Origin of the sequence: Paenibacillus sp. FSL H8-0283, assembly GCF_045040675.1 — a bacterium.
GTDB classification, from domain to species: Bacteria; Bacillota; Bacilli; order Paenibacillales; family Paenibacillaceae; genus Paenibacillus; species Paenibacillus amylolyticus.
In genome coordinates this window covers 5,611,862-5,631,226 of record NZ_CP150295.1, presented here as the reverse complement: position 1 = coordinate 5,631,226, position 19,365 = coordinate 5,611,862, and the positions used below count along the sequence as shown (strand labels likewise).

At 39.7% G+C, this 19,365-nt stretch carries 18 protein-coding genes and 1 pseudogene; 14 read left to right on the top strand and 5 right to left on the bottom strand.

Translation table 11 applies throughout. The features are described 5' to 3' along the window. Positions 1–49: 49 nt before the first annotated feature. The 7 genes and pseudogenes from MHI52_RS24850 (at position 50) to MHI52_RS24820 (ending at position 6,854) form a co-directional block, all read left to right on the top strand. Positions 50–274: a helix-turn-helix transcriptional regulator gene (locus MHI52_RS24850; RefSeq protein ID WP_017692532.1), complete on the top strand. Its 225-nt coding sequence runs from the start codon at positions 50–52 to the stop codon at positions 272–274. Between the two features lie 449 nt (positions 275–723). Continuing rightward, positions 724–1,950, top strand: coding sequence for a hypothetical protein (locus MHI52_RS24845; protein WP_405157827.1), 1,227 nt, complete (start codon positions 724–726; stop codon positions 1,948–1,950). A 96-nt stretch (positions 1,951–2,046) separates the two neighbouring features. Beyond that, a complete protein-coding gene (locus MHI52_RS24840) occupies positions 2,047–2,403 on the top strand; it encodes a DUF262 domain-containing protein (RefSeq protein ID WP_405157826.1) in 357 nt (118 codons plus the stop codon). Positions 2,404–2,447: 44 nt separating this feature from the next. Next, on the top strand, positions 2,448–3,728 hold the full coding sequence (locus tag MHI52_RS24835; RefSeq protein ID WP_405157825.1) for a hypothetical protein: 1,281 nt from the start codon (positions 2,448–2,450) through the stop codon (positions 3,726–3,728). After that, a complete protein-coding gene (locus tag MHI52_RS24830) occupies positions 3,721–5,610 on the top strand; it encodes a DUF262 domain-containing protein (protein ID WP_405157824.1) in 1,890 nt (629 codons plus the stop codon). The genes MHI52_RS24835 and MHI52_RS24830 overlap by 8 nt, the downstream gene beginning before the upstream one ends. 146 nt (positions 5,611–5,756) lie before the next feature. Continuing rightward, positions 5,757–5,834 (top strand): annotated as a pseudogene (locus MHI52_RS24825) (LuxR C-terminal-related transcriptional regulator); the annotation flags it as partial. 480 nt (positions 5,835–6,314) lie between these two features. Beyond that, a complete protein-coding gene (locus MHI52_RS24820) occupies positions 6,315–6,854 on the top strand; it encodes a DUF4303 domain-containing protein (RefSeq protein WP_405157823.1) in 540 nt (179 codons plus the stop codon). A gap of 140 nt (positions 6,855–6,994) precedes the next feature. Here the strand turns inward: MHI52_RS24820 and MHI52_RS24815 are convergent, their stop codons facing one another. Beyond that, positions 6,995–7,342, bottom strand: coding sequence for a hypothetical protein (locus tag MHI52_RS24815; protein WP_405157822.1), 348 nt, complete (start codon positions 7,340–7,342; stop codon positions 6,995–6,997). A gap of 581 nt (positions 7,343–7,923) precedes the next feature. On the opposite strand from MHI52_RS24815, the gene MHI52_RS24810 reads away from it, so the two are divergent. The 3 genes from MHI52_RS24810 to MHI52_RS24800 are packed head-to-tail and all read left to right on the top strand — an operon-like array spanning position 7,924 to position 9,241. Further along, positions 7,924–8,253 carry a hypothetical protein gene (locus MHI52_RS24810; RefSeq protein WP_405130749.1) on the top strand — a complete coding sequence of 110 codons (330 nt, stop codon included), beginning with the start codon at positions 7,924–7,926 and terminating at the stop codon, positions 8,251–8,253. Next, a complete protein-coding gene (locus tag MHI52_RS24805; protein WP_405130748.1) occupies positions 8,250–8,819 on the top strand; it encodes a hypothetical protein in 570 nt (189 codons plus the stop codon). Before MHI52_RS24810 ends, MHI52_RS24805 begins: the two co-directional genes overlap by 4 nt. Before the next feature lie 5 nt (positions 8,820–8,824). Continuing rightward, positions 8,825–9,241 (top strand): hypothetical protein, encoded by a 417-nt coding sequence (locus MHI52_RS24800; RefSeq protein WP_405130747.1) that lies wholly within the window; start codon positions 8,825–8,827, stop codon positions 9,239–9,241. A 606-nt stretch (positions 9,242–9,847) separates the two neighbouring features. Here the strand turns inward: MHI52_RS24800 and MHI52_RS24795 are convergent. Further along, entirely contained in the window at positions 9,848–10,087 is a 240-nt protein-coding gene (locus MHI52_RS24795) for a hypothetical protein (RefSeq protein ID WP_405157821.1), read from the bottom strand. A gap of 315 nt (positions 10,088–10,402) precedes the next feature. Between MHI52_RS24795 and MHI52_RS24790 the strand changes: the two genes are divergently transcribed. The 4 genes from MHI52_RS24790 to MHI52_RS24775 all read left to right on the top strand — a co-directional run bounded on the left by MHI52_RS24790 (position 10,403) and on the right by MHI52_RS24775 (position 13,757). Then, complete coding sequence (locus MHI52_RS24790; protein ID WP_341008705.1) at positions 10,403–11,266, top strand: MurR/RpiR family transcriptional regulator; 864 nt, start codon at positions 10,403–10,405, stop codon at positions 11,264–11,266. Between the two features lie 9 nt (positions 11,267–11,275). Further along, on the top strand, positions 11,276–12,004 hold the full coding sequence (nagB, locus tag MHI52_RS24785) for a glucosamine-6-phosphate deaminase (protein ID WP_076319846.1): 729 nt from the start codon (positions 11,276–11,278) through the stop codon (positions 12,002–12,004). Next, a complete protein-coding gene (gene nagA, locus MHI52_RS24780) occupies positions 12,001–13,221 on the top strand; it encodes an N-acetylglucosamine-6-phosphate deacetylase (protein WP_405157820.1) in 1,221 nt (406 codons plus the stop codon). The genes nagB and nagA overlap by 4 nt, the downstream gene beginning before the upstream one ends. Positions 13,222–13,385: 164 nt before the next feature. After that, positions 13,386–13,757, top strand: coding sequence for a hypothetical protein (locus tag MHI52_RS24775; protein ID WP_339185899.1), 372 nt, complete (start codon positions 13,386–13,388; stop codon positions 13,755–13,757). A gap of 817 nt (positions 13,758–14,574) precedes the next feature. Here the strand turns inward: MHI52_RS24775 and MHI52_RS24770 are convergent. The 3 genes from MHI52_RS24770 to MHI52_RS24760 form a co-directional block, all read right to left on the bottom strand. Next, positions 14,575–16,161: an oleate hydratase gene (locus MHI52_RS24770; protein ID WP_405157819.1), complete on the bottom strand. Its 1,587-nt coding sequence runs from the start codon at positions 16,159–16,161 to the stop codon at positions 14,575–14,577. A 155-nt stretch (positions 16,162–16,316) separates the two neighbouring features. Continuing rightward, positions 16,317–16,892, bottom strand: coding sequence for a TetR-like C-terminal domain-containing protein (locus MHI52_RS24765; protein ID WP_405157818.1), 576 nt, complete (start codon positions 16,890–16,892; stop codon positions 16,317–16,319). Between the two features lie 1,077 nt (positions 16,893–17,969). Beyond that, positions 17,970–19,325, bottom strand: coding sequence for a dipeptidase (locus tag MHI52_RS24760; RefSeq protein WP_076253298.1), 1,356 nt, complete (start codon positions 19,323–19,325; stop codon positions 17,970–17,972). Positions 19,326–19,365 lie beyond the last annotated feature (40 nt).

The following is a 19,365-nucleotide window of genomic DNA, read 5'->3' as shown; positions in this document are numbered from 1 at the left end:
CCCCTTAACCTTGTTACACCAACACAACCCGAGCAAGGAGGGGTGAACATTGAAGGGTATCGATCATAAAAGCAAATTTTTGTTGACCCACCGTGAACGCGAAGTATTCGAATTACTGGTTCAAGACAAAACAACGCGTGACATCGCAGGGCAGTTATTCATCAGCGAGAAAACGGTGCGTAACCATATTTCGAATGTGATGCAGAAACTCAATGTTAAGGGTCGTTCGCAGGCAGTTGTCGAGCTGATTAAGCTTGGAGAACTGAAGATTTAGTTGCGAATTACAGTTAGGATTAAGTAGCAGCATGAAAGCCTTTCTCTATTCTTTGTCATGAAGAATGGGGCAAGGCTTTTTTGCTGCAGAAATTTTGAAATTAAATATCCTATATTCCTCAATAAGTATAGTTTGTTTTGTTTTTAATCTAAGTGCAGTTTTTCGTGAATAATAAAAGGGGAATTATAGTATAGGTACTTTCGAATGAAGGAAGTACATGTGGAGTTTGTCATGATATGGTAGGGTATGAATATTATTTACTTGAATTTAGATTTTGACAGAAGTAAGCTGTTATTTTAGGCGTAATGAAATATGTGCTTAATTACAAAATAATCACCTTAGCTAACATAATACAAATACTCTAGTCAATATCAAGATGAAAATGGTATTTATTGGTAAAATTAAAAGGACGATATTTAAAAATACATAGTATAACGAGGGGAAATCATATGCAAGATATCTTTGAACGAGTAAAGAAAATGTATGAAAATAGGCAATTGGGTTTGTGGAGTGTCCCAGAAAATAGTGTGTTAGAAGAAAAATTACAGTATTTGATTTTAAAGCAAAGATATTTAAATTTGAAAATGTTTTTAGAGAAACAAAAGAAAAAATTTGAATTTTTAGATGTTCAAGAACTGCAAGAATTATTGTTTTTCTACAATGATCTGAATGAAATAAATTTTATTGGTACAGATATGTTTGCGAATGCTTTGTTTCTGAAAAATAAGGTGCCATTTTTATATCGTAGTGTAGGAAAAGATATAGATAAGGATAGAGTATTCGGGGAAACGGAATTGGAGTATTCAGAACATGTACAAATGATTTTCAAGGAGTGCCTGAATCAGATTGAAACTGGTGGAGCTGGAAAATTATTTTCATATACTAAATGCTTTGGTAAAATGCTGTATAAGTATGCTACGTTACGCAACAGTAATCTAAATACAATTATTGAGGTAAGAAAAGAAGCCATTATTAATGCCATATCGGAAGAGGGAAAGGATGTTATAAGTATTCAACGATATATAAGAAATTGCGCAATGAGAAATGGGAAAAGTGGTTTGCCTTATTTCACAATTGATATGAGTAATGCAAGAGATAATAGTGTTGAATATTTAAAATATTGGATAATTGAATTTCTTGGGAAACAGGAGTGGTATAGGTATAAAGATATTGTGGATCCGATTGGAGATGCAGAAGTAGTCTGTAATTTTACCAATGCTTCGCGATGCGATCATATAAAATTTTATGATAATGTTGAGAGATTGGAATTTAGTAGGGATGAGTTTTGTGTTTTGCTATATAAGTATTTTAAAGAATACGCGACAAAGATTGAAATTCAAAATTGGTTTGGTAGTTTTGTTTCTAGAACATTGGAAATACTTAAAAATTTTGAAGAAGGAAATTATAAATGTTTTTATCAAAAAATAATAGATGATGATTTACAAGGTATAGACCATAAAAAAATCAATAATATATTAAATATGGTTGATTGGGAAAATGAAATTAGATATATGTCCAGACGAAAAGGAGAAAAAAAGGAGCAAAATCGTGAGCCATCACATATGAAGGTTTATAAAGGCGATAATGCAGAAATGCTTTCAAAGCAATGGAAATATATATTGTTTAGTGCTATTGAAAGAAAATATTCTCATATTGATTATTCGAACAATACATAAGTGAATGTTTTTTGCAAAAAAAATACAACTTTATGGAAAATTAAAATCTTATTTGTTGTGCAAACAATACATTATGTATAGGATAGGGGGAGTGAAATGGGTATTACTGGTAATATGAAAAGCATGGCTCAAATAATGAATTTTATCGAAAATGAGTATACTTATATTCCATTAATTCAGAGAAATTACAAATGGTCGATGGAATGCGCTTCAGAACTAGCCGAAGATTTGTGGGATTCTTATATAAATGATAAAGAAAGGCCATATCAACTTAATATGATTACAATCTACAACAATTCGAAAGAACAATCCTTACAGATACTAGATGGTCAACAACGCCTAATAACTCTGAAGTTATTTTTAGCTTTTTTAGAGAGAAAATCAATCAATCTTAATTATGAATTTGAACGAGATTTCAAATTGATGAAAGAAATGGAAGAAGGCATTTTATAGATTATTATCTTAAACAAGATGACACTTTTAAAGAAGACATAGCATTGTCAGTTGATGTTAAAAGGTTATATGATAATTTTATTTCAATGATAATCCCAATATCATTTCGCTCAGTTTATTTGTTCTACGGCCAATGCCTTGATAAAGCTGAAAATGAATCAAGAAAAGCGGAGGATATTTTTGAAGAGAGATTAACAAAGAACGTTATAGAACCTCGTTTGACTAGTATTATTGATAATAAAGTGCTAGATAAAGTGAGATTATATATGAATATAGATGAAGATGAATGTTCGAACATATATAAACTATGTGAAAATTTTCAAAATTTATTTTCTATGGTGGATACAGATGACGAGTTAAGTAATGATGAAATTAGAATTTCAGTATACTCGTATCAATTCCAAAAAATTTGGAGCAGTAAAATTAGAAAGGTTATAATTGAGTTGGGAATTAAGGATATTGTATCTGATAGCAAAAAAGGGTTGACTAAATATATTAATGAAAAAGTAGAAATGTTATATCATGAAACGTCCTCACTACCTATCGATGAGTTTTTAAATATAAATGAAAATAAGACGCGTTTTGTTATATCTGATTATATTAGAGCTAATATGATTAGCGATAATCCTTTAGATGGTAATATTGATAATGAAACAAAAATTATACATCAGAATAATCGAAATAAGATTTTGAACATATTTAGTTCTCTAGCAAACTATTTGTATAATACAAATTATGAGACCATGTGGGAACTTGTCAAACAAAGATACGATGATTTTGATAAGTATCCAGATATTAATCGATTAAAGATTTTGTTTTGCGATAAATATGCAGGCACAAGTACAAAAGGATATTCATTTGAAACTGAAATTAAACGGTTAGAGTATTTCGAAATAATATTGAAAAGTCTAGTAAGTGAATTAGAAATTGAAAATGTTGAATCTAACAAACATATGATATGGAACACATACAATGCGGTATATATACTTTTGGAATGTAAAAAAAAATATAGATTTTTTAATTTATTTACACAAAATGATATAGATAAAAATAGTGTATTAAAAGATGTTGTGGCAAAAGAGAGATTTTGTTTTTTTGAATGGGCGTATGAATTTTCAAAGTCTTCGGATGACTTTTGGGATATCAGTTATTTTCTAGAATCACAGCTTTATACAGAAAAATGTGATAAAAAGAAGGCAGACCATCTACCCAAAGAACAGAATGAAGACTGGTGCTATATAAATAGAGGAATGGATGGTGATGAGTTACATGAATGTATAGAACAACTTACTAACAGGATTAAGGAGAGTAGTTGCGATGAGTGAGTCTAAAAAAATAACTTTACTCGATTTGAAAACGCAATATAAAATGGGCTTGCGGATTCCTGAAATTCAAAGAGATTATGTAATGGGGGCAGGCGGAAAAGACGGAGATGGAAAAGACAAATTAATTAAACTCCTGAATGTAATACTTGCAAAATGTAAGGGTGGAGAAGATTTTGATTTTAGCTGTATTATTACATATTGTAGTGATACTGAAAATACACCACTTGAGATATATGATGGACAACAAAGATTGACGACTCTCATGATTATAATGCTGTATAAATTACGAGTTGAAATACAAGATGTTTCTAGATTTGAAAAATGGTATAGTTTTGCAGGAAGACCAAAAGCAAATGAGATTTTTAATTTGTTAACACAAAAAAAATCCCAAATAAATAATATAATAGTGACTGATTTCACGTCATTTTCTATGAAGAAACTATTGGAAAAAATAGCACTTCCAAAATATAAGGATATAAGTAGCGATTATTTATTAAACCACGTTAAATTTGATATGGTATCCATTGGAAGTCAAAATGAAATAGAGCAGTTTTTTATGGATTTAAATTCTGGTGTGAAATTAAAGGATTATGAATTGTATAAAGCTAAACTTACACATCGAGTTGGTCAATTGAAGCATGAAAATGTGATTGATATGTATGATGAATCACTTGAAATGTGGTCACATAAGGTAGATAACGATTGGTTAAATTATTTTGATATATTTGCTGATTATGAACATCCAGCAGAAGAATATGAAATAGCATTTCTTAAATACTGTATTAATATGATTTGTATTGATAATGAAGAAGATCCATCAAATTTGAAAATAGATAGTATTACTGCTGACATTATCAAACAAATATATGACAAAATGCAGATGGTCACAAAATTGAACTTTAATTTTGTTAAAAGAAGCGCTAGTTTTAAAGGTGTATTGCATTATTCGTGGGGATTATCTGATTCAGATAACTTAAAATCTTATAATTGTAATAGACGAGGAGCGTTTTGGAATCTGGATTTTGAAGAATATGATAAGGTGTTGTATTGTATAATTAAATTTGTCTTGCTGGATCGAGATAAAGGAAAGGAACTTAAGAATGATGTTTTATTGTGGTGTTTTATTACAACCTTAGGTTGGAAAGTCGATTTCCAAAATGAATATTTAAGATTGGTGAAAATTATATTAAATCATAATGTCGTAGAAAATACTGCTGCTTGGTACGAGTGTCAAAATAAAGGTCAATATTTATATTACTGTAAATATAGTGTTTATGCTATACCACAGTATTACGGTAAGCATATTGATTTAGAGATCACTGATGATGGGATCAAACACAGGCATTTAAATGTGTTCTTATTTAACAAGTTCGCTATTCAGAATGTCATGATATCAAATATGTTGAGCAGGGAAAAGATAACAAATAGTCTTATGGACCAGATTAAGGATACTTCAATCAAGCATATCGAATTTATAATTAATTCTCGAATTCGACTTTTGCAAAGCCATAAATATAGCCAAGAATATATAGCAAAAGAAAATGCTGTGTTTGGCATTATTGATAAAATTGAAACACCCATTAAAGTTGGGTATTATCTTGGAAAAGTAATTCTGAGTTGGCCGACAAGAGGACAACAGTCACCATTGGATTGCTACATTAGGTTAAAATGTAAGTCTGATTTAATGTTTTTACAGTTTGACGATGCCGAAAATCAAATAGTTGAAAAAACGGTCAATAAGATGGGAAAAGAATTTATTGATAAATGCTTTTGGACGCATTCGAATACAGTTCATAAACTAATAGATAGAGTAACTCAAACATCAACCACATACAATAAAAAAGATAGTGAAAGCGGTTGGAGAGAAACAGTGTATTTATAATAAATTTTCAGCTAAATTATTAATGTTAATATGTTCCGACGAATGACCAAGGATATATTTTGACTAACTATCCTCCAGCTTCATATGTCATCGCCTGCACTGTTCATTTCTATACAATGGTCATGGACCATATTTAGCATACTTCAAACCATATTTCGAATGTGATGCAGAAACTCAATGTTAAGGGTCGTTCGCAGGCAGTTGTCGAGCTGATTAAGCTTTGAGAACTGAAGATTTAGTTGCGAATTACAGTTAGGATTAGGTAGCAGCATGAAAGCCTTTCTCTATTCTTTGTCATGAAGAATGGGGCAAGGCTTTTTTGCTGCTATGGACCATGAAATGAGTTAGTTAACAATAAATTGAGGGAAGATCCGAAACGTAGCATCGCTTGTTTTCAATTTTTGTAGACCATAATGATTACATATATGAAGATAAGGTAGTAGAATTGAAACAATGGTTTGAACGGACGATTGGGTTCTTAAAACACATTTCCATCAGTTAGAATACACAGTTACATTAGAAGGTGGAGGACAGAAATGACCTGAAGAAGCGGAGCGTTCGCCTTTATCCCCAGATTTTCACCTTTATAAAAGTGATTCGAAAAATCTGGGGATAACAGTGATCGGAAGGTTATTCTGTCAGCGAAGTGGCAAGTGTAACTATTCGGTATTTCAACTTATAATAATAATGAAAGGATGAGCTAAATGGACCGCTTTTTAAATGAATTCGAAGACCAATTTCGAGCGGGTTTTCTATCCGATCTGGAAAAAACGCTGGCTAAGGTGCAGCGTGAGAAAGTATATGCTTGTGCATTTGGAACAGACAGTGATTGGGTTACCCTGTTTTTGGCGGTAAATACAGAGGAGTCATTAAGCAAACATATTACCAATATGAAGGAACAGGGGTTGTGCGACAGCGAGCAGGACGAGATCTATTACAGATGGGGCTGCTCCGAATATCAATATGGCGAGGATACGCACTTTAACCACATCAGCCGATTGTTGTATGGAACAGAGGAGGTTCAGAAGCATAAAGATGAGATCATTCGAATCATCGCCAAAGTTGTGAATGAGACAGTAGATGACGTTTTTGCCCGATATGGACAAGCCAAAGCAGACATTACGTTCTTTGTTTCTCTAACAGATGACGATCTGGCAGAGGAGATTGAAAATCAATCGGTTCATCAAATGACTGTCCCCAGCTTAGCCAGCAAGTTCTTAAAACGATATGATGGCATCAACTAGAACGAGTTAACTTTAGTTAAATTGAATCAAAAGAATTGAATTGTTGTACCGCGAAAGTCTTTCCTATTCTTTATTTAAAAAGAAGGGAAGAGGCTTTTTTGTTTTAGCGTGAAAAAATGAAACAACCGAATCCACATTACTTATAGATTCCTATTCGTTTGAATGAACATTCTCCATCTTTTCTTCGAAAATGGCCGATAAAAAAACTGCTCCAGTTGCTCAAACTGCGCTTCGTTCAGATGAATTTTTTTCGCTCTTTTTGCAATCTTGGCGGCAGGTTGGGAAGAAAATTTCCGGCCTACAGCTTTTCGTTTGATCGGAATATGAAATTGCAGCAAGTCTTCAAGTTGATTCCAGCCTTCCCAACTCAGCCGACCTCCGCGTTTCCAATCAATAGCATAGAGGGCATGATAGGCACGTGCTTCTGTTTGTTTGGTAGCCATAATCCAGGTGGAAGGAATGAACTTTCTCCGTTGTCTTCGATTCATTGAATTGCTCCTTCTTTTATTACGATCATATCTCGATTCTCAATATAAAGGATACTCACTATATGCGACAACTCCTGGAAAGGGGCAGAACGTGGAAGAACAATAGGCAAAGATTGCGGAACGTATTAAGTCTAATAACGACGCAAGAAAAGTTTACGAAGATAAAATAGTTTATAATGAAAAGATTATTGAAGGGTTAACCACCCAAGCTGAAAAGGGACTTTATCTCGCGGCAATTGAAAGCTACAAATCGAACATTTAAAACTTTGGATGAAGGAAACGCGAAGCTCGAAGCTCGACTGATTGCGTTAGACAAGTAAGTAGTTGCAACGACGTTCGCGAAGCGCTAATATTATGTTATCGGATGTTCCAACATTTGGTCTATCCTAAAAAGTAGCATATCTCGTATATGTGGGGTTTTCACTTACTAGTGGGAATCCCTTTCGTGTACAGAGATTCATCTATATTTAGATGCTTGGTGAGAAGCATACAACTAGATATAGATTATGGAAAATATTTCTTTTAAATCTGGTAAGCAGTGGTTATACTCTTATTAAATTTATCTAGGGTGGTGTACATATATGATAGAAGCAACAGAGACTCAAATTATTAAATACATTGATAGTAAAAGTAGTGATTACAAAAAAACATATGCAAACGGTGCTTCCCTAACTGTGAACCCTCAAGGAGATATCTCAATTTATTTCTTCGAGGAATCAATTAAACCACTTATGATTACTGAAAGGCCTCTAGAGGTTCATTATGAAGAAGATGTTAAATTTAATCACCCACGAAATGTACTAGAGGTTGAAAGAGAAATGAAAGTAACAGTTACCATGGAAAGAGAACAAGCAAAAGAGTTAGCGAAATGGCTGCTACATAACATCCTGGAAGAGGAGGATCTACTATGACGACTAAAGCAGAATGGATTGCAAAAGCGGACGAACAACTAACTATGGGAATAAGGTTAGGTACCGTTTCCTCAAGTCATGTATCCTCGACAGGCACTTTTGTTACTGGCAGTGGTAAGAGCGGAATCGTGATGAAACAGCTTATATCAAGAGCTTCAAGAGGGTATGTTGAAGCGGTTTCGAGAGGTGCCCGAATTCTTGGAGACAGTTTTGAAACATCTGCCCAGCTTCTTGCAAGGTTAGGAGTTAAAGATCCTGAATATACACCGATTGATGATCATATAGTGGTTTCAGGCGGTGATGATGCAATGCTGAAAACAATAGCTACTGCATTCATGGGATTGGAAGGCGCGAGCGAAATTTATTATTGCAAAGAAGACGGTGACCATTTCTTTACTGTCGTATTTGACGAGAGTGACGCTAAATTAGGTAGAAAATTAGCTGAAGTTCAGGTAAGGGCCTTTAAAGAATTTAAATTATACGTTGAAGCAACTTATGTTGTTAAAGGTTCGGAGGGTTGGAAGAATCTCCCTGGTAATAGCGTTAAGCTAGATGTAGGGAGGTAGTAATTGTGCCAACAGCTTTTGAACATCTCCGTAAATCAAATGAAAATAGATCTGCTATTGAGCATCTAGCTTTAGGGGTTCCAATTAACCCTCCACCTAATGCTTGGCTTGTCACAATGTATTTCTACACGGCATTACATCTAGTTGAAAAAAAACTAGCTGTAAAAGGATTGCATTCAAGGAGACATGCAAAAAGATTTGAACATATCGCAGGTCATCTATCTGAAATAGATTCTGTTTATCTAGCAATGTATAACGATAGTATGAAAGCTAGATATGGTTGTGACCCAATAGAAGATGATTTGGTCAGAGAGGCAAAAGAGAATCTCGAAACAATATGTTCAGAACTTGGTGAAACACTTGTAATACCTGAGGTTGTCGTTATACCTACTTCTGATATTGATCTGAGCGATGCTAAATAAACAAATATCAAAGGACGCTTAGTGTAAAAACTAGGTGTCCTTTTTCTTATGATTGCTTCCGTAGGAAACAAGACAAGAAGAATCCTCAGTTTGAGACGTCCTTTTTTACATCTATCAGATTGACGGGCATGAGCTGGGCTGAAAAGTCAGCCGAGCTAATCTCCTGAAATTTCAGGAGAACTCAGACATGGTGATTCGCCATATCCGGAACTCTAACCTTCTTAATCGGAATGTTAGATACATTTTTCATACTCACTTTATGAGTACTTCGAATTTGGGACCTTCTGAATCGATGGGTCCGAAAGGAGGCGGTTTTTAAAACACCGCCATTAGTAAGAAAAACGAAATTTTGTTCCCCTTTGCTTCGTACGTATTAAGTACGAAGTAATCTGCAATATAGTGACAATGTGTACTGAGTGAGTCAGGGAGAGGTTTCCCTATTGATAAGCAATTTTGATTTTTTTGTTTAAATTCGAAAACAACATAAATAGGAATATAAACAGAAAAAGAACCCCTGAGATTCAGAAGTTCTTTTTTTAGACAGTACTTTCTTGAGCACTTTGGAGATTCTTAACAAGAAAAAAGTAATGTTAATACCTATATCGCTTAGTCTTTCTCATCATTGTTAAGTAGATTATGGAAGGATTCATCGTTTTCATCGAGTATAGCCAAATCTCGAGGAAGAGATTCAATATCCTTTAAATTAGAAATGATTGCATAATAAGCGAATACTAAATCTACAAAATGATTATTAGGCATTGCTTCAAATTTATTTAAAAATTCAAATGTTACAGCAACAATGAATTTTTCAAAGTCAGGTTGAATGCCACAAAAAAATAATTCCACTTTGAGGCTGCTCGTTAATTATGGCATCTAGTTCGATAACAAGTGTTTTCAAACTTGGCAGGTGTTTTCTTATGAATCATTAATCCAGCTGTATAGTGAGAAATCAATTCTCCTGGAGTTATTTCTAGTGCTAAGCAGATTTGGTCCATTTGTATCAAGCAGGTGAGGGTCTTTATACGCTCAGCATACTTGCAAAAGTCATGTTAAATTCCTCTTGATTTGCATCATCGTCTTGATTAGAATAAAGTTATAAAAATAATTTTCTTAATTTATTAAAAATAAATAAAAATAATTTTCATAAAGCGAGGTGTCCTCATGGCAGCCATATTACGTGCGTTGCAGCAAGAACTGAATAACCTTCCGTCTCAGGAGCGACGTATCGCCGAAGTCATTATGCAATCTCCATCGGACATTCCCGGCTGGACGATTAGTCATCTGGCAGAGCAGAGTGGCACAAGTGCGGCGACGGTAACCCGCTTTTGCAAGTCGTTTCATTTCAAAGGTTTTCCCGATTTCAAAATGAAACTCGCCGCAGAATTGTCCCACGCATCCGATGAAACGGCGTATCAGGATATTGTAGCGGGCAATTCACTATCCAAAATTGTTGAAGCTATCGAAGCCAACCACCTCGCGTCGATTGCAGATACCACCCGTTTGCTGGATTTGGGCAGATTGGAGCAAGCCGTTCAATTGTTGTGCCAGGCTCGCCGCATCGACCTGTACGGTGTGGCCACCTCTTCGATTGTTACACAGGATTTCTATCAGAAACTGGTGCGGATCGGCAAGAGCTGTACGGCTTTCTCCGACTCACACATGCAGATTACATCCGCATCTTCGCTCGCCGAGGGAGATGTGGCGATGGCCGTATCCTATTCAGGCGAAACACCAGAGACCATCGATGCCCTGCATTGTGCCAAACAGGCCGGAGCTTCTACGATTTCACTGACTTCCTATGGCAGTAACGCGCTCGCAACTGTATCCGATATCCCGCTGTTCACCTCTTCTCTGGAAGAAGGCATGAGGCGTGGAGATATGGCTTCCCGTATTGCACTCCTGCATGTGGTCGATATTTTGTTCACAGGCATGGTAAGTGCCGACTTCGACCGTTTTATCCCCAGACTGGAACAATCCTATCACAATGTGCAATCTTATCGAGTCCAACACAACGGAGGTGCCTGACAGATGAAGATGAATATACGCATTTTTGAAAATGAAGAAGATTTGAACGCCACAGGTGCTGGCCTCATTGCCAGCTTGTTGCAGACCAAACCACGGGCTGTATTGGGGCTTGCGACAGGAAGTTCTCCTGTAGGCATATATAAACAGCTTATCACGTTATATCAGAAGGGGCTTGTCAGCTTTTCACAGGCTTCTTCTTTTAATCTCGATGAGTATGTTGGACTTCCAACAGAACATCGCGAAAGTTACCGCAGTTTCATGAACGAACAATTATTCAATCATATCGATGTAGATATTGCTAGAACGCAAGTGCCTGATGGTCAGGCTGCAGATCTGGAACAGGAATGCAATTCCTATGAACAACGGCTGGACGATCGTGGACCGGTAGATCTTCAACTGCTGGGCATCGGACATAATGGTCATATTGGCTTCAATGAACCGGGAACTGAACTGACTGGACGAACGCATGTCGTGGATTTGAAAGAAGAGACGAGAAAGGCAAACGCACGCTTCTTTGACAGCATTGATGAAGTTCCGGCTCAGGCGATTACAATGGGTGTTGGTACCATTTTGAAAGCCAAACAGATTCTGCTCATTGCCCGTGGCGAGGAAAAAGCCGAGATTATTCGCGAAGCTTTTATGGGTCCAATCACAACGGCCTGTCCTGCATCGCTTTTGCAATGTCATCCAAATGTGGTGGTACTGCTGGACCGTGCAGCAGGGAGGCTGGTGAGATGACCGGAGCGAATAGCCATGAACCTGGGAGCCAGCGTGATGAAAATATTTATCTTCTTCGGGGCAAGCTGCTCCTTTCAAATGAGATATTGGAAGACGGTGTATTAGCTTGGAGGGATGAGAAAATCCTCTATGCTGGGTTACCTGAAGGTCTGCCCGAACAGATTCGAAGAGAGGCTTTGCCGCTGTCTGTACCGGAACGCGGCCTCATTGTGCCTGGATTCATTGATATCCATGTGCATGGTGGGAACGGAGAAGACTTTATGGACGCAAGCCCGGAGGTGTTGGACAAGATCACTTCTTTCCATAGTACACAGGGCACAACAGCGATGCTTGCGACTTCCATGACGGCTCCGAAAGAGCGCCTGGACAGCGTACTTGCCGAAGTCGACCGCTATCGTTCGAGTGAAATGCCCTATGCACAGCTTGAGGGTGTGCACCTGGAAGGTCCCTTTTTCAGTCCGAAATGGCCTGGTGCGCAAAATCCGGAACATATCATACTGCCTGATGTATCCTGGCTCGAAGCATGGGAGAAGCAATATCCTTGCCTGATCCGTCAAGTTACGTTGGCACCGGAACGTGAAGGCGCGTTGGAAGTCATTTCATGGCTGCGAGAACAACGGATTACAGCGGCACTTGGTCACACGGATGCGACCTATGAAGAGGTGGAGCTGGCAGTTGAGGCAGGACTACATCATGCAGTACATACGTTCAATGCCATGACACCGTTACATCATCGGCTACCCGGGGCTGCCGGAGCCGTGCTGAGTGATCCGCGCATCAGTGCTGAGGTGATTGCCGATGGTATTCACGTACACCCTGCGGCGATCTCGGTCCTCGCTCAGCTGAAGCAACATGATGATCAACTCGTGTTGATTACAGATGCCATGTCTGCTACGGGATTGGATGATGGGGAGTACAAAATCGGCGACCTGCCCGTAATTGTGAAGCATGGCGAGGCCAGACTGAAGGACGGCGGCGCACTGGCGGGAAGTACGTTGACAATGATTCGCGGTTTCCGTTACCTGATACAGGAAGTGGGCTTGAGTCTGAACGATGCATCACGTGCAGCAAGTCTGACCCCGGCACGCCTGCTGGGCATTGATCACCGGACAGGTTCCCTGGCTCAAGGCAAGCAGGCAGATATCGTTTTGCTGAATGCGGAGTTGGATATTGAGGGTGTGTGGGTGAAGGGCAGACAGATCGGCGAGTCATATTAGATTTAGAAAATTAGTATCGTGCTAATAACTCTCATTTGTGATGAATTAGTCTTCGGAGTTAAAACTTGGCTTTTATCTGTGTAGAGGCAACACCTTGCACAATATGTTAAAATAGATCTCAAAAAGACGGGATCTGCGGATCACGCATAACGGAGGCGTGAAACATGGAACGTAACGCTATGCTCGAACATGATCCGTTCATCACAGTGTTGGCGGAGAAGTTGCACATACACGGATATTATGCCTTTTATGGTGAGCATTACAATGAGACCGATATGGAGCTGTACCGCAGGCATCTGTTCACATCATTTAGCAACATCGTATGGGTAGAGCTGGATGCACGCAAAAAGTATATGATTGTCGATCATCGTGGACGCAACACGGTCATGAAACTGATCGAAGGTATGCTGAACACGCGCAGAACGCTGCGAGCAAACCAGGCAATGGCAGGTATGGACACCGCTGGAGTCCAGCAGGAGATCGCACATTTATCCAAGCTTGTGCACATGCTGAAGTTCACAACATTCCGCACTTAAGCGAAGTGTGATATGTAGGCTGTAATAAGCAGCGTGAGTAGGAAGAGTATAATATGTGGCACTCATAAGCAATGAGTATCAACGAAAAAATTAAAATAAACACCAAGAATAATAAGAACACTACAAGAGTATACGTGAGTAACATGGAAGAGTAATAAGTTAGGCTTCAAGAAAGAATGGACTAGGATCTCGAAAACTACATTTCACTACGATTCCATTCTCATAAGTAGTTTTCTCCGAAGACCGCGTAGTGCTAACGAATCTGTGAAGCCTTATTCCAATGATTTGGCAGTCATAGAAAATGTAACGAATCTCAGACACGCTATTTAATGCAATTTAACGATATTTCGTTACTTAAACATGTCTACAGCGCAAATAAGATGTCTACGATTCGTTAGATTTTCAAACCTGCGAAATTTCAAGTAATAAGGTTTGTGAGGTTCTTTAGACGACAGTTGGCAATCTCGATGAAAGCTATGGGTTGGACTTAGATAGTAAACGAGTAAACGAAAGAGAGGGTCCTGTCATAGCTGACGGAACTCTCTCTATTTTCTTTATACAACGACTCTTCAGTTTAGCAACAACCATATTCACTCATTAACTCGTTCAACGGGGATGCAATCTTCTGAAGCTAACTCATGTAGTAACTCATATCTTACTAACTTGGCACTATCCGTAGAATTAAGATAACAAAGCTTCCTAAAGATCACAAAGTTACTCACCGAATTCTATAGATATCTCCAAAGATCTATCCCCATCCACAGATCCATCCAACATTCCTTCATTCATCTAATGTCTGAATCCTCATGAAAAGTGGTCATCTAAACGAAGTCACAAAACTGCTGAACAGCGTCCGGACATCATACTGATACTTATTGATCGGCTCAATTGGCCGGTTCTCTCCGAGAAGAGTGTATACCGCGATTCGTGCTGCTCGGACCGAATATTCTTCTGTGAATACCACGTCATCGGGAATCTCGCAGAATTGGCTGATAAAGGCCAGGTTGGTGGAGCCTTCAGGTACAACCTTCGGTCTGTCGCTGTTTAGTCTAGGCATGAATTGCGCTGTAATGTATGGCATCATGCAAGGAATGCAGTTGGCGGTAGCCATGATGTCCTCTTGATGTTCCTGAAAATGAAGATGGCCGATCAACTCCTGCATAATCTCTTCCCCTGTACAGTCGCACATTCTTTTCTTCACGTAATCGCCCACGTTATCCGGGTATAATCCGTATCCCCAGAATACGTTGACATGCTCCGGCTGACCGCGGAAGTGCGGCTGGAAGGCGAGAACGACAGACATGAACCAGCTGGAATCCTTGAAAGTAATCAGAGCACCGGTACCTGCCCGGTTGCGTGTGAATTTCTCCATCAGATCAAAGAAGACCGAATCCTGGAAGGTGACCGTAAACGATTCCCATTTGGACTCATCCACATGATCATTAAATGAAGAAGGATTGCCCAGCAACGGTTTCTTGGCGGCAATGTTCTCCCACAGCTTCCATGAGCTGCCCTTGCCGTTCAGTTTCGGTGCGGAAGTCATGGAGCCGATATCGGCCCCTTGGGTCATCGAACCGTTTGTGACAATGACGAGATCACCTTCGAGGATGTCAATGACTTCCTCTTCACCTTCCCTGAGCACATGCATCCGACTTACCGTAATGCCGTCTCCGTCTTTGAAATCCAGATCGGTAACCGTACATTTCAGGGTGAAATCTACGCCAAACGGCTCCAGGTAGTTATGCAATGGCAGGATAATCGAGTCATATTGGTTGAACGGTGTGCGGGTGACACCTTCCAGCGTTTGAATTCTTGGGAATTCGTGAAAAAAGCGAAGCATGTATCTTTTGAATTCCACGGCGCTATGCCAAGGCTGGAAAGCGAAGGTGGTCGCCCACATATACCAGAAGTTTGTTTTGAAAAAGTGAGGGCCAAACCAGTCGTTGATTCGCAATTTACCCAGCGTGTCTTCAGGAGTAATAATCAGTTTGCCCATCGCCAACCGGTCCGCCATATCAAAACCCATGGAGAGCACATCTTCGACCTTGCCGTCACGGTTGATGAGCCGTGCATTGGAATGTGTGGGATTGGCATCGTCAAATTCGGTGATTTCCTGTCGGACAGATATGCCCGGACGGTCGATGGAAGGGATGGAAGCCAGCAACTCCCACAGATTCTCATAGGCCTCATCATTGAGCATTCGCCCGCCGCGGATGATATAACCTTGATCGGGATTACCAGCTCCGTCATTGCTGCCGCCGAGAATCGGCATTTCTTCGATAATGTGAATATGTTCTCCGGGAAAGTCACAATCTCTAACCAGATAAGCTGCACCCGCCAAAGATGCAATGCCGCCGCCTACAAAATAGACCTGTTTATTACCATGTTCTTTCTTCACGATCATTCGCCTCCAAAAGTTACTGTAATCACATCCCTAATGTAAACCTTGCAGGTTCCGTAAGGTATGATCAAAAGAAAGGGAGTGTCCAATTTTTGGTCACTTGTAGTAAAGTGTCTAAAACCTAGGCATAGATCACATGTGAAAAAAGCCGCGCATCCTTAAGTGGATGGCAGCTTATTCTCATACCTGTGCAGTGCTCTCAGGACATTGCCTTCGATTAGCTCACTAAGCTTCTCAATAATCTGTTTTGGCGGTTCTTGCATGTTGCCCCTCATCCATTGAATGATCAGCCCGGTGAAAGCCAGGGTATAAAAGTTGGCGACAAACTCTTTGTCTTCACCGCAGACCTTAATCCCACAGGCCAGCTCATCAATAACACCCATGATCAGATCATGGGTTACTTCATAGAGGTATACATCCAGGTGGGTACGCCCGAGCGAGTTGAGTGTGTTGCAGCAGAACGTTTTGTTGTTCTCGATGTAACAAAAGATTTTATAGAATCCGTCCGTCCATGTGCTGTAGCTTCGGTACTCCGTAAGACTCTCCACCGCTTCAGTCTGATAGATCCACCCAAGTAGCGCGTAAATATCCTGAAAATGATAATAAAAGGTTTGCCTGTTCACTCCGCAATTCTCCACCAGATGTTTGACCGTAATCTTGTTCAATGGAGTATGCTCCATCAGTGATTTAAGCGAGTGAGCCAGCGCATTTTTGGTCAGGTGAGAAGTAGACACAACATTCACCTCATCATTTTGGATTAGCTTGCCGGGGCGCAACAGCAGGTAAACACTCATGGCAAAGTCCCGCGCCGAAGTCGCTGAACATAAGCAAGTCAAAACGCAGGAATCCCGAAAGACCCTCCCATCCACAAAACCCCTTTAGCTATCAACATCTTCGTTACCCGATCCACATCATACTCCATAAGGTTCATTCTAAGTACTGAATATACTGAATATCAATCGATTCAAACAAACCTCCAAAGGCCAACGCTTGAGTTATCTCTATCAAAACCCTTAAAAGTTAGCCGTCGTCTAAAACCAGTCACAATAAAGCAACCGCTGTAAAAGCTGAAACCTAGTGAAGGAGACCGAATCAAAAAAGACTATAAGGTCGCGTATGTTATCTCCCATACACTAAACCATTAAAACCGAGACCTCGTCTATAAAATCAGTCATAGGAACAATGATAACGAAGTTATCGAGAAAAAAATCGAAAAAGTGTTCAGTAGCCCATCGTTAAGGTAATCTATCACACTAACCCATCAAAGTGAGACACAATCCTTCGAAGCAGCCGCGCTAAGGCTCCGACGTAATGATCGATACAAAATTCAAAGAAAGCTTATAGGGCTGCCATGTTGTTATCACTAAAACACTAACCCACTTAAAAGTAAGCCTCCATCGTCTCCATCATAAAAAGCAACCATCAAAAAAACTACAATTTCACCAAAGAACCAAAGAACCAAAGAACCAAAGAACCAAAGAAAAAAGAAACAAAAAAACAAAGAAAAAAATAAATAAAATAAATAACAAAAAAACGACCCGAAGGCCGTCATTTTGTTCTCCCCATTACACTAACCATTCAATAGTTAGGCTCAATCTTAAAATCAGTCATGCGAGAAGCTGCAACGTAGTGGAGGGGACGAAATCGATTCTGAAGAAGCGGAGCGTTCGCCTTTATCGTCGGATTTTACCCTTTGAGAAGGGGAATCCAAAAAATCCGACGATAACAGCGATCTAAAGAACGATTCGGCACCGGAACGTCTACTCAGCACGCCCTCATGAACTGGTTTTAAACACGACGAGTCCGAACTATTACAAACTCTTCAGAAATTGAACAATCGTCAACAACCCTTTATCAAAGTTCTCCAGGTTGAAGTGCTCGTTCGGTGCATGCAGGTTCTCATCCGGTAAACCAAAGCCCATCATAACAGCAGGGATTTCGAGTACACGTGAGAGTTTCTCAACAATCGGAATGGAGCCGCCATCTTTGGTAAAGAGGGCACGAACGCCATACACGTGCTCATACGCATCTGCTGCTTTTTGCAGAATTGGATTCGAAGGATCGGTATTGAAAGCAAAAGCTTTCTCGATCTGTTTCACATGCAGCGTTGCACCTGGTTGAACGTGAGCACGCAGATGTGCTTCGATACGATCCAATACATGTTGTGGATCTTGATCCGCCACGAGACGGCACGTAATTTTGGCATGAGCTTCCTTCGGAATAACCGTTTTGCTGCCTTCGCCCTGGAAACCACCCCATACGCCGTTGAGTTCCAATGTTGGACGAGCGCCTACACGTTCCACGAACGAGTAACCTTCTTCGCCGTACAATTGCTCCAGCCCAAGGTCTTGACGAAGCTGTTCTTCATTGAAGCCTTGTTTCACAAATTCTTCTCTCATCTCAGGAGACAGTGGCAGTACGCCGTCGTAGAAACCATCTACACTTACACGGCCTTGCTCATCATGCAACGAAGCGAGCAGGGATACGAGTGCGTGCAGTGCGTTAGGTACACCACCACCAAATGAACCGGAGTGCAAGTCGGTATTGGCTGTGTTCAGATCTACGTGAAGCGAGCAAAGGCCGCGCAGGCCTGTAGAGATCGCCGGTTTACCTTTTTCAAGCAAGGACGTATCCGAGATTAGTATCATGTCTGCACGCAGCTTGTCTGTATGTTCATTCAGATAGATGGGCAAGTTCGGGCTGGAGATTTCCTCTTCGCCTTCAATGCAGAACTTGATGTTAACTGGCAGTTCTTTGTTTTCGGCGAGAATGGCTTCTACTGCCTTGATATGTAGGAAGATCTGTCCTTTGTCATCCGTTGCACCACGGGCATACAGCTTGCCATCACGAACGGTAGGTTCAAAAGGAGGTGTCTCCCACAGGTTAAGCGGATCAACAGGTTGTACATCATAGTGTCCATAGATCAGAGCCGTTGGTTTGCCGGGTGCATGCAGGTGATCTGCATAGACAATCGGATGTCCAGCCGTTTGAATGACCTCTACGTTTTCCATGCCTGCACGTGTGAGCGCATCTGCTGCCCATTGTGCTGCACGATTAATATCCTCTTTATGCTCTGAAATGGCAGAGATACTTGGAATGGACAACCATTCATTCAGTTCTGCCAGGTGTTTTTCTCTATTTTGTTCAAAATAAGTCTGTTCTTTCATTAAAAAGGCCTCCTTCATGTTTGCTATATCTCATTGTAAT

Bases quoted from the DNA above. Each gene is read 5' to 3' on its own strand.
- MHI52_RS24845 (WP_405157827.1), top strand. From the start codon at position 724: ATGCAAGATATCTTTGAACGAGTAAAGAAAATGTATGAAAATAGGCAA.
- MHI52_RS24840 (WP_405157826.1), top strand. From the start codon at position 2,047: ATGGGTATTACTGGTAATATGAAAAGCATGGCTCAAATAATGAATTTT.
- MHI52_RS24830 (WP_405157824.1), top strand. From the start codon at position 3,721: ATGAGTGAGTCTAAAAAAATAACTTTACTCGATTTGAAAACGCAATAT.
- MHI52_RS24820 (WP_405157823.1), top strand. From the start codon at position 6,315: ATGGACCGCTTTTTAAATGAATTCGAAGACCAATTTCGAGCGGGTTTT.
- MHI52_RS24815 (WP_405157822.1), bottom strand. From the start codon at position 7,342: ATGAATCGAAGACAACGGAGAAAGTTCATTCCTTCCACCTGGATTATG.
- MHI52_RS24810 (WP_405130749.1), top strand. From the start codon at position 7,924: ATGATAGAAGCAACAGAGACTCAAATTATTAAATACATTGATAGTAAA.
- MHI52_RS24805 (WP_405130748.1), top strand. From the start codon at position 8,250: ATGACGACTAAAGCAGAATGGATTGCAAAAGCGGACGAACAACTAACT.
- MHI52_RS24790 (WP_341008705.1), top strand. From the start codon at position 10,403: ATGGCAGCCATATTACGTGCGTTGCAGCAAGAACTGAATAACCTTCCG.
- nagB (WP_076319846.1), top strand. From the start codon at position 11,276: ATGAATATACGCATTTTTGAAAATGAAGAAGATTTGAACGCCACAGGT.
- nagA (WP_405157820.1), top strand. From the start codon at position 12,001: ATGACCGGAGCGAATAGCCATGAACCTGGGAGCCAGCGTGATGAAAAT.
- MHI52_RS24775 (WP_339185899.1), top strand. From the start codon at position 13,386: ATGGAACGTAACGCTATGCTCGAACATGATCCGTTCATCACAGTGTTG.
- MHI52_RS24770 (WP_405157819.1), bottom strand. From the start codon at position 16,161: ATGATCGTGAAGAAAGAACATGGTAATAAACAGGTCTATTTTGTAGGC.
- MHI52_RS24760 (WP_076253298.1), bottom strand. From the start codon at position 19,325: ATGAAAGAACAGACTTATTTTGAACAAAATAGAGAAAAACACCTGGCA.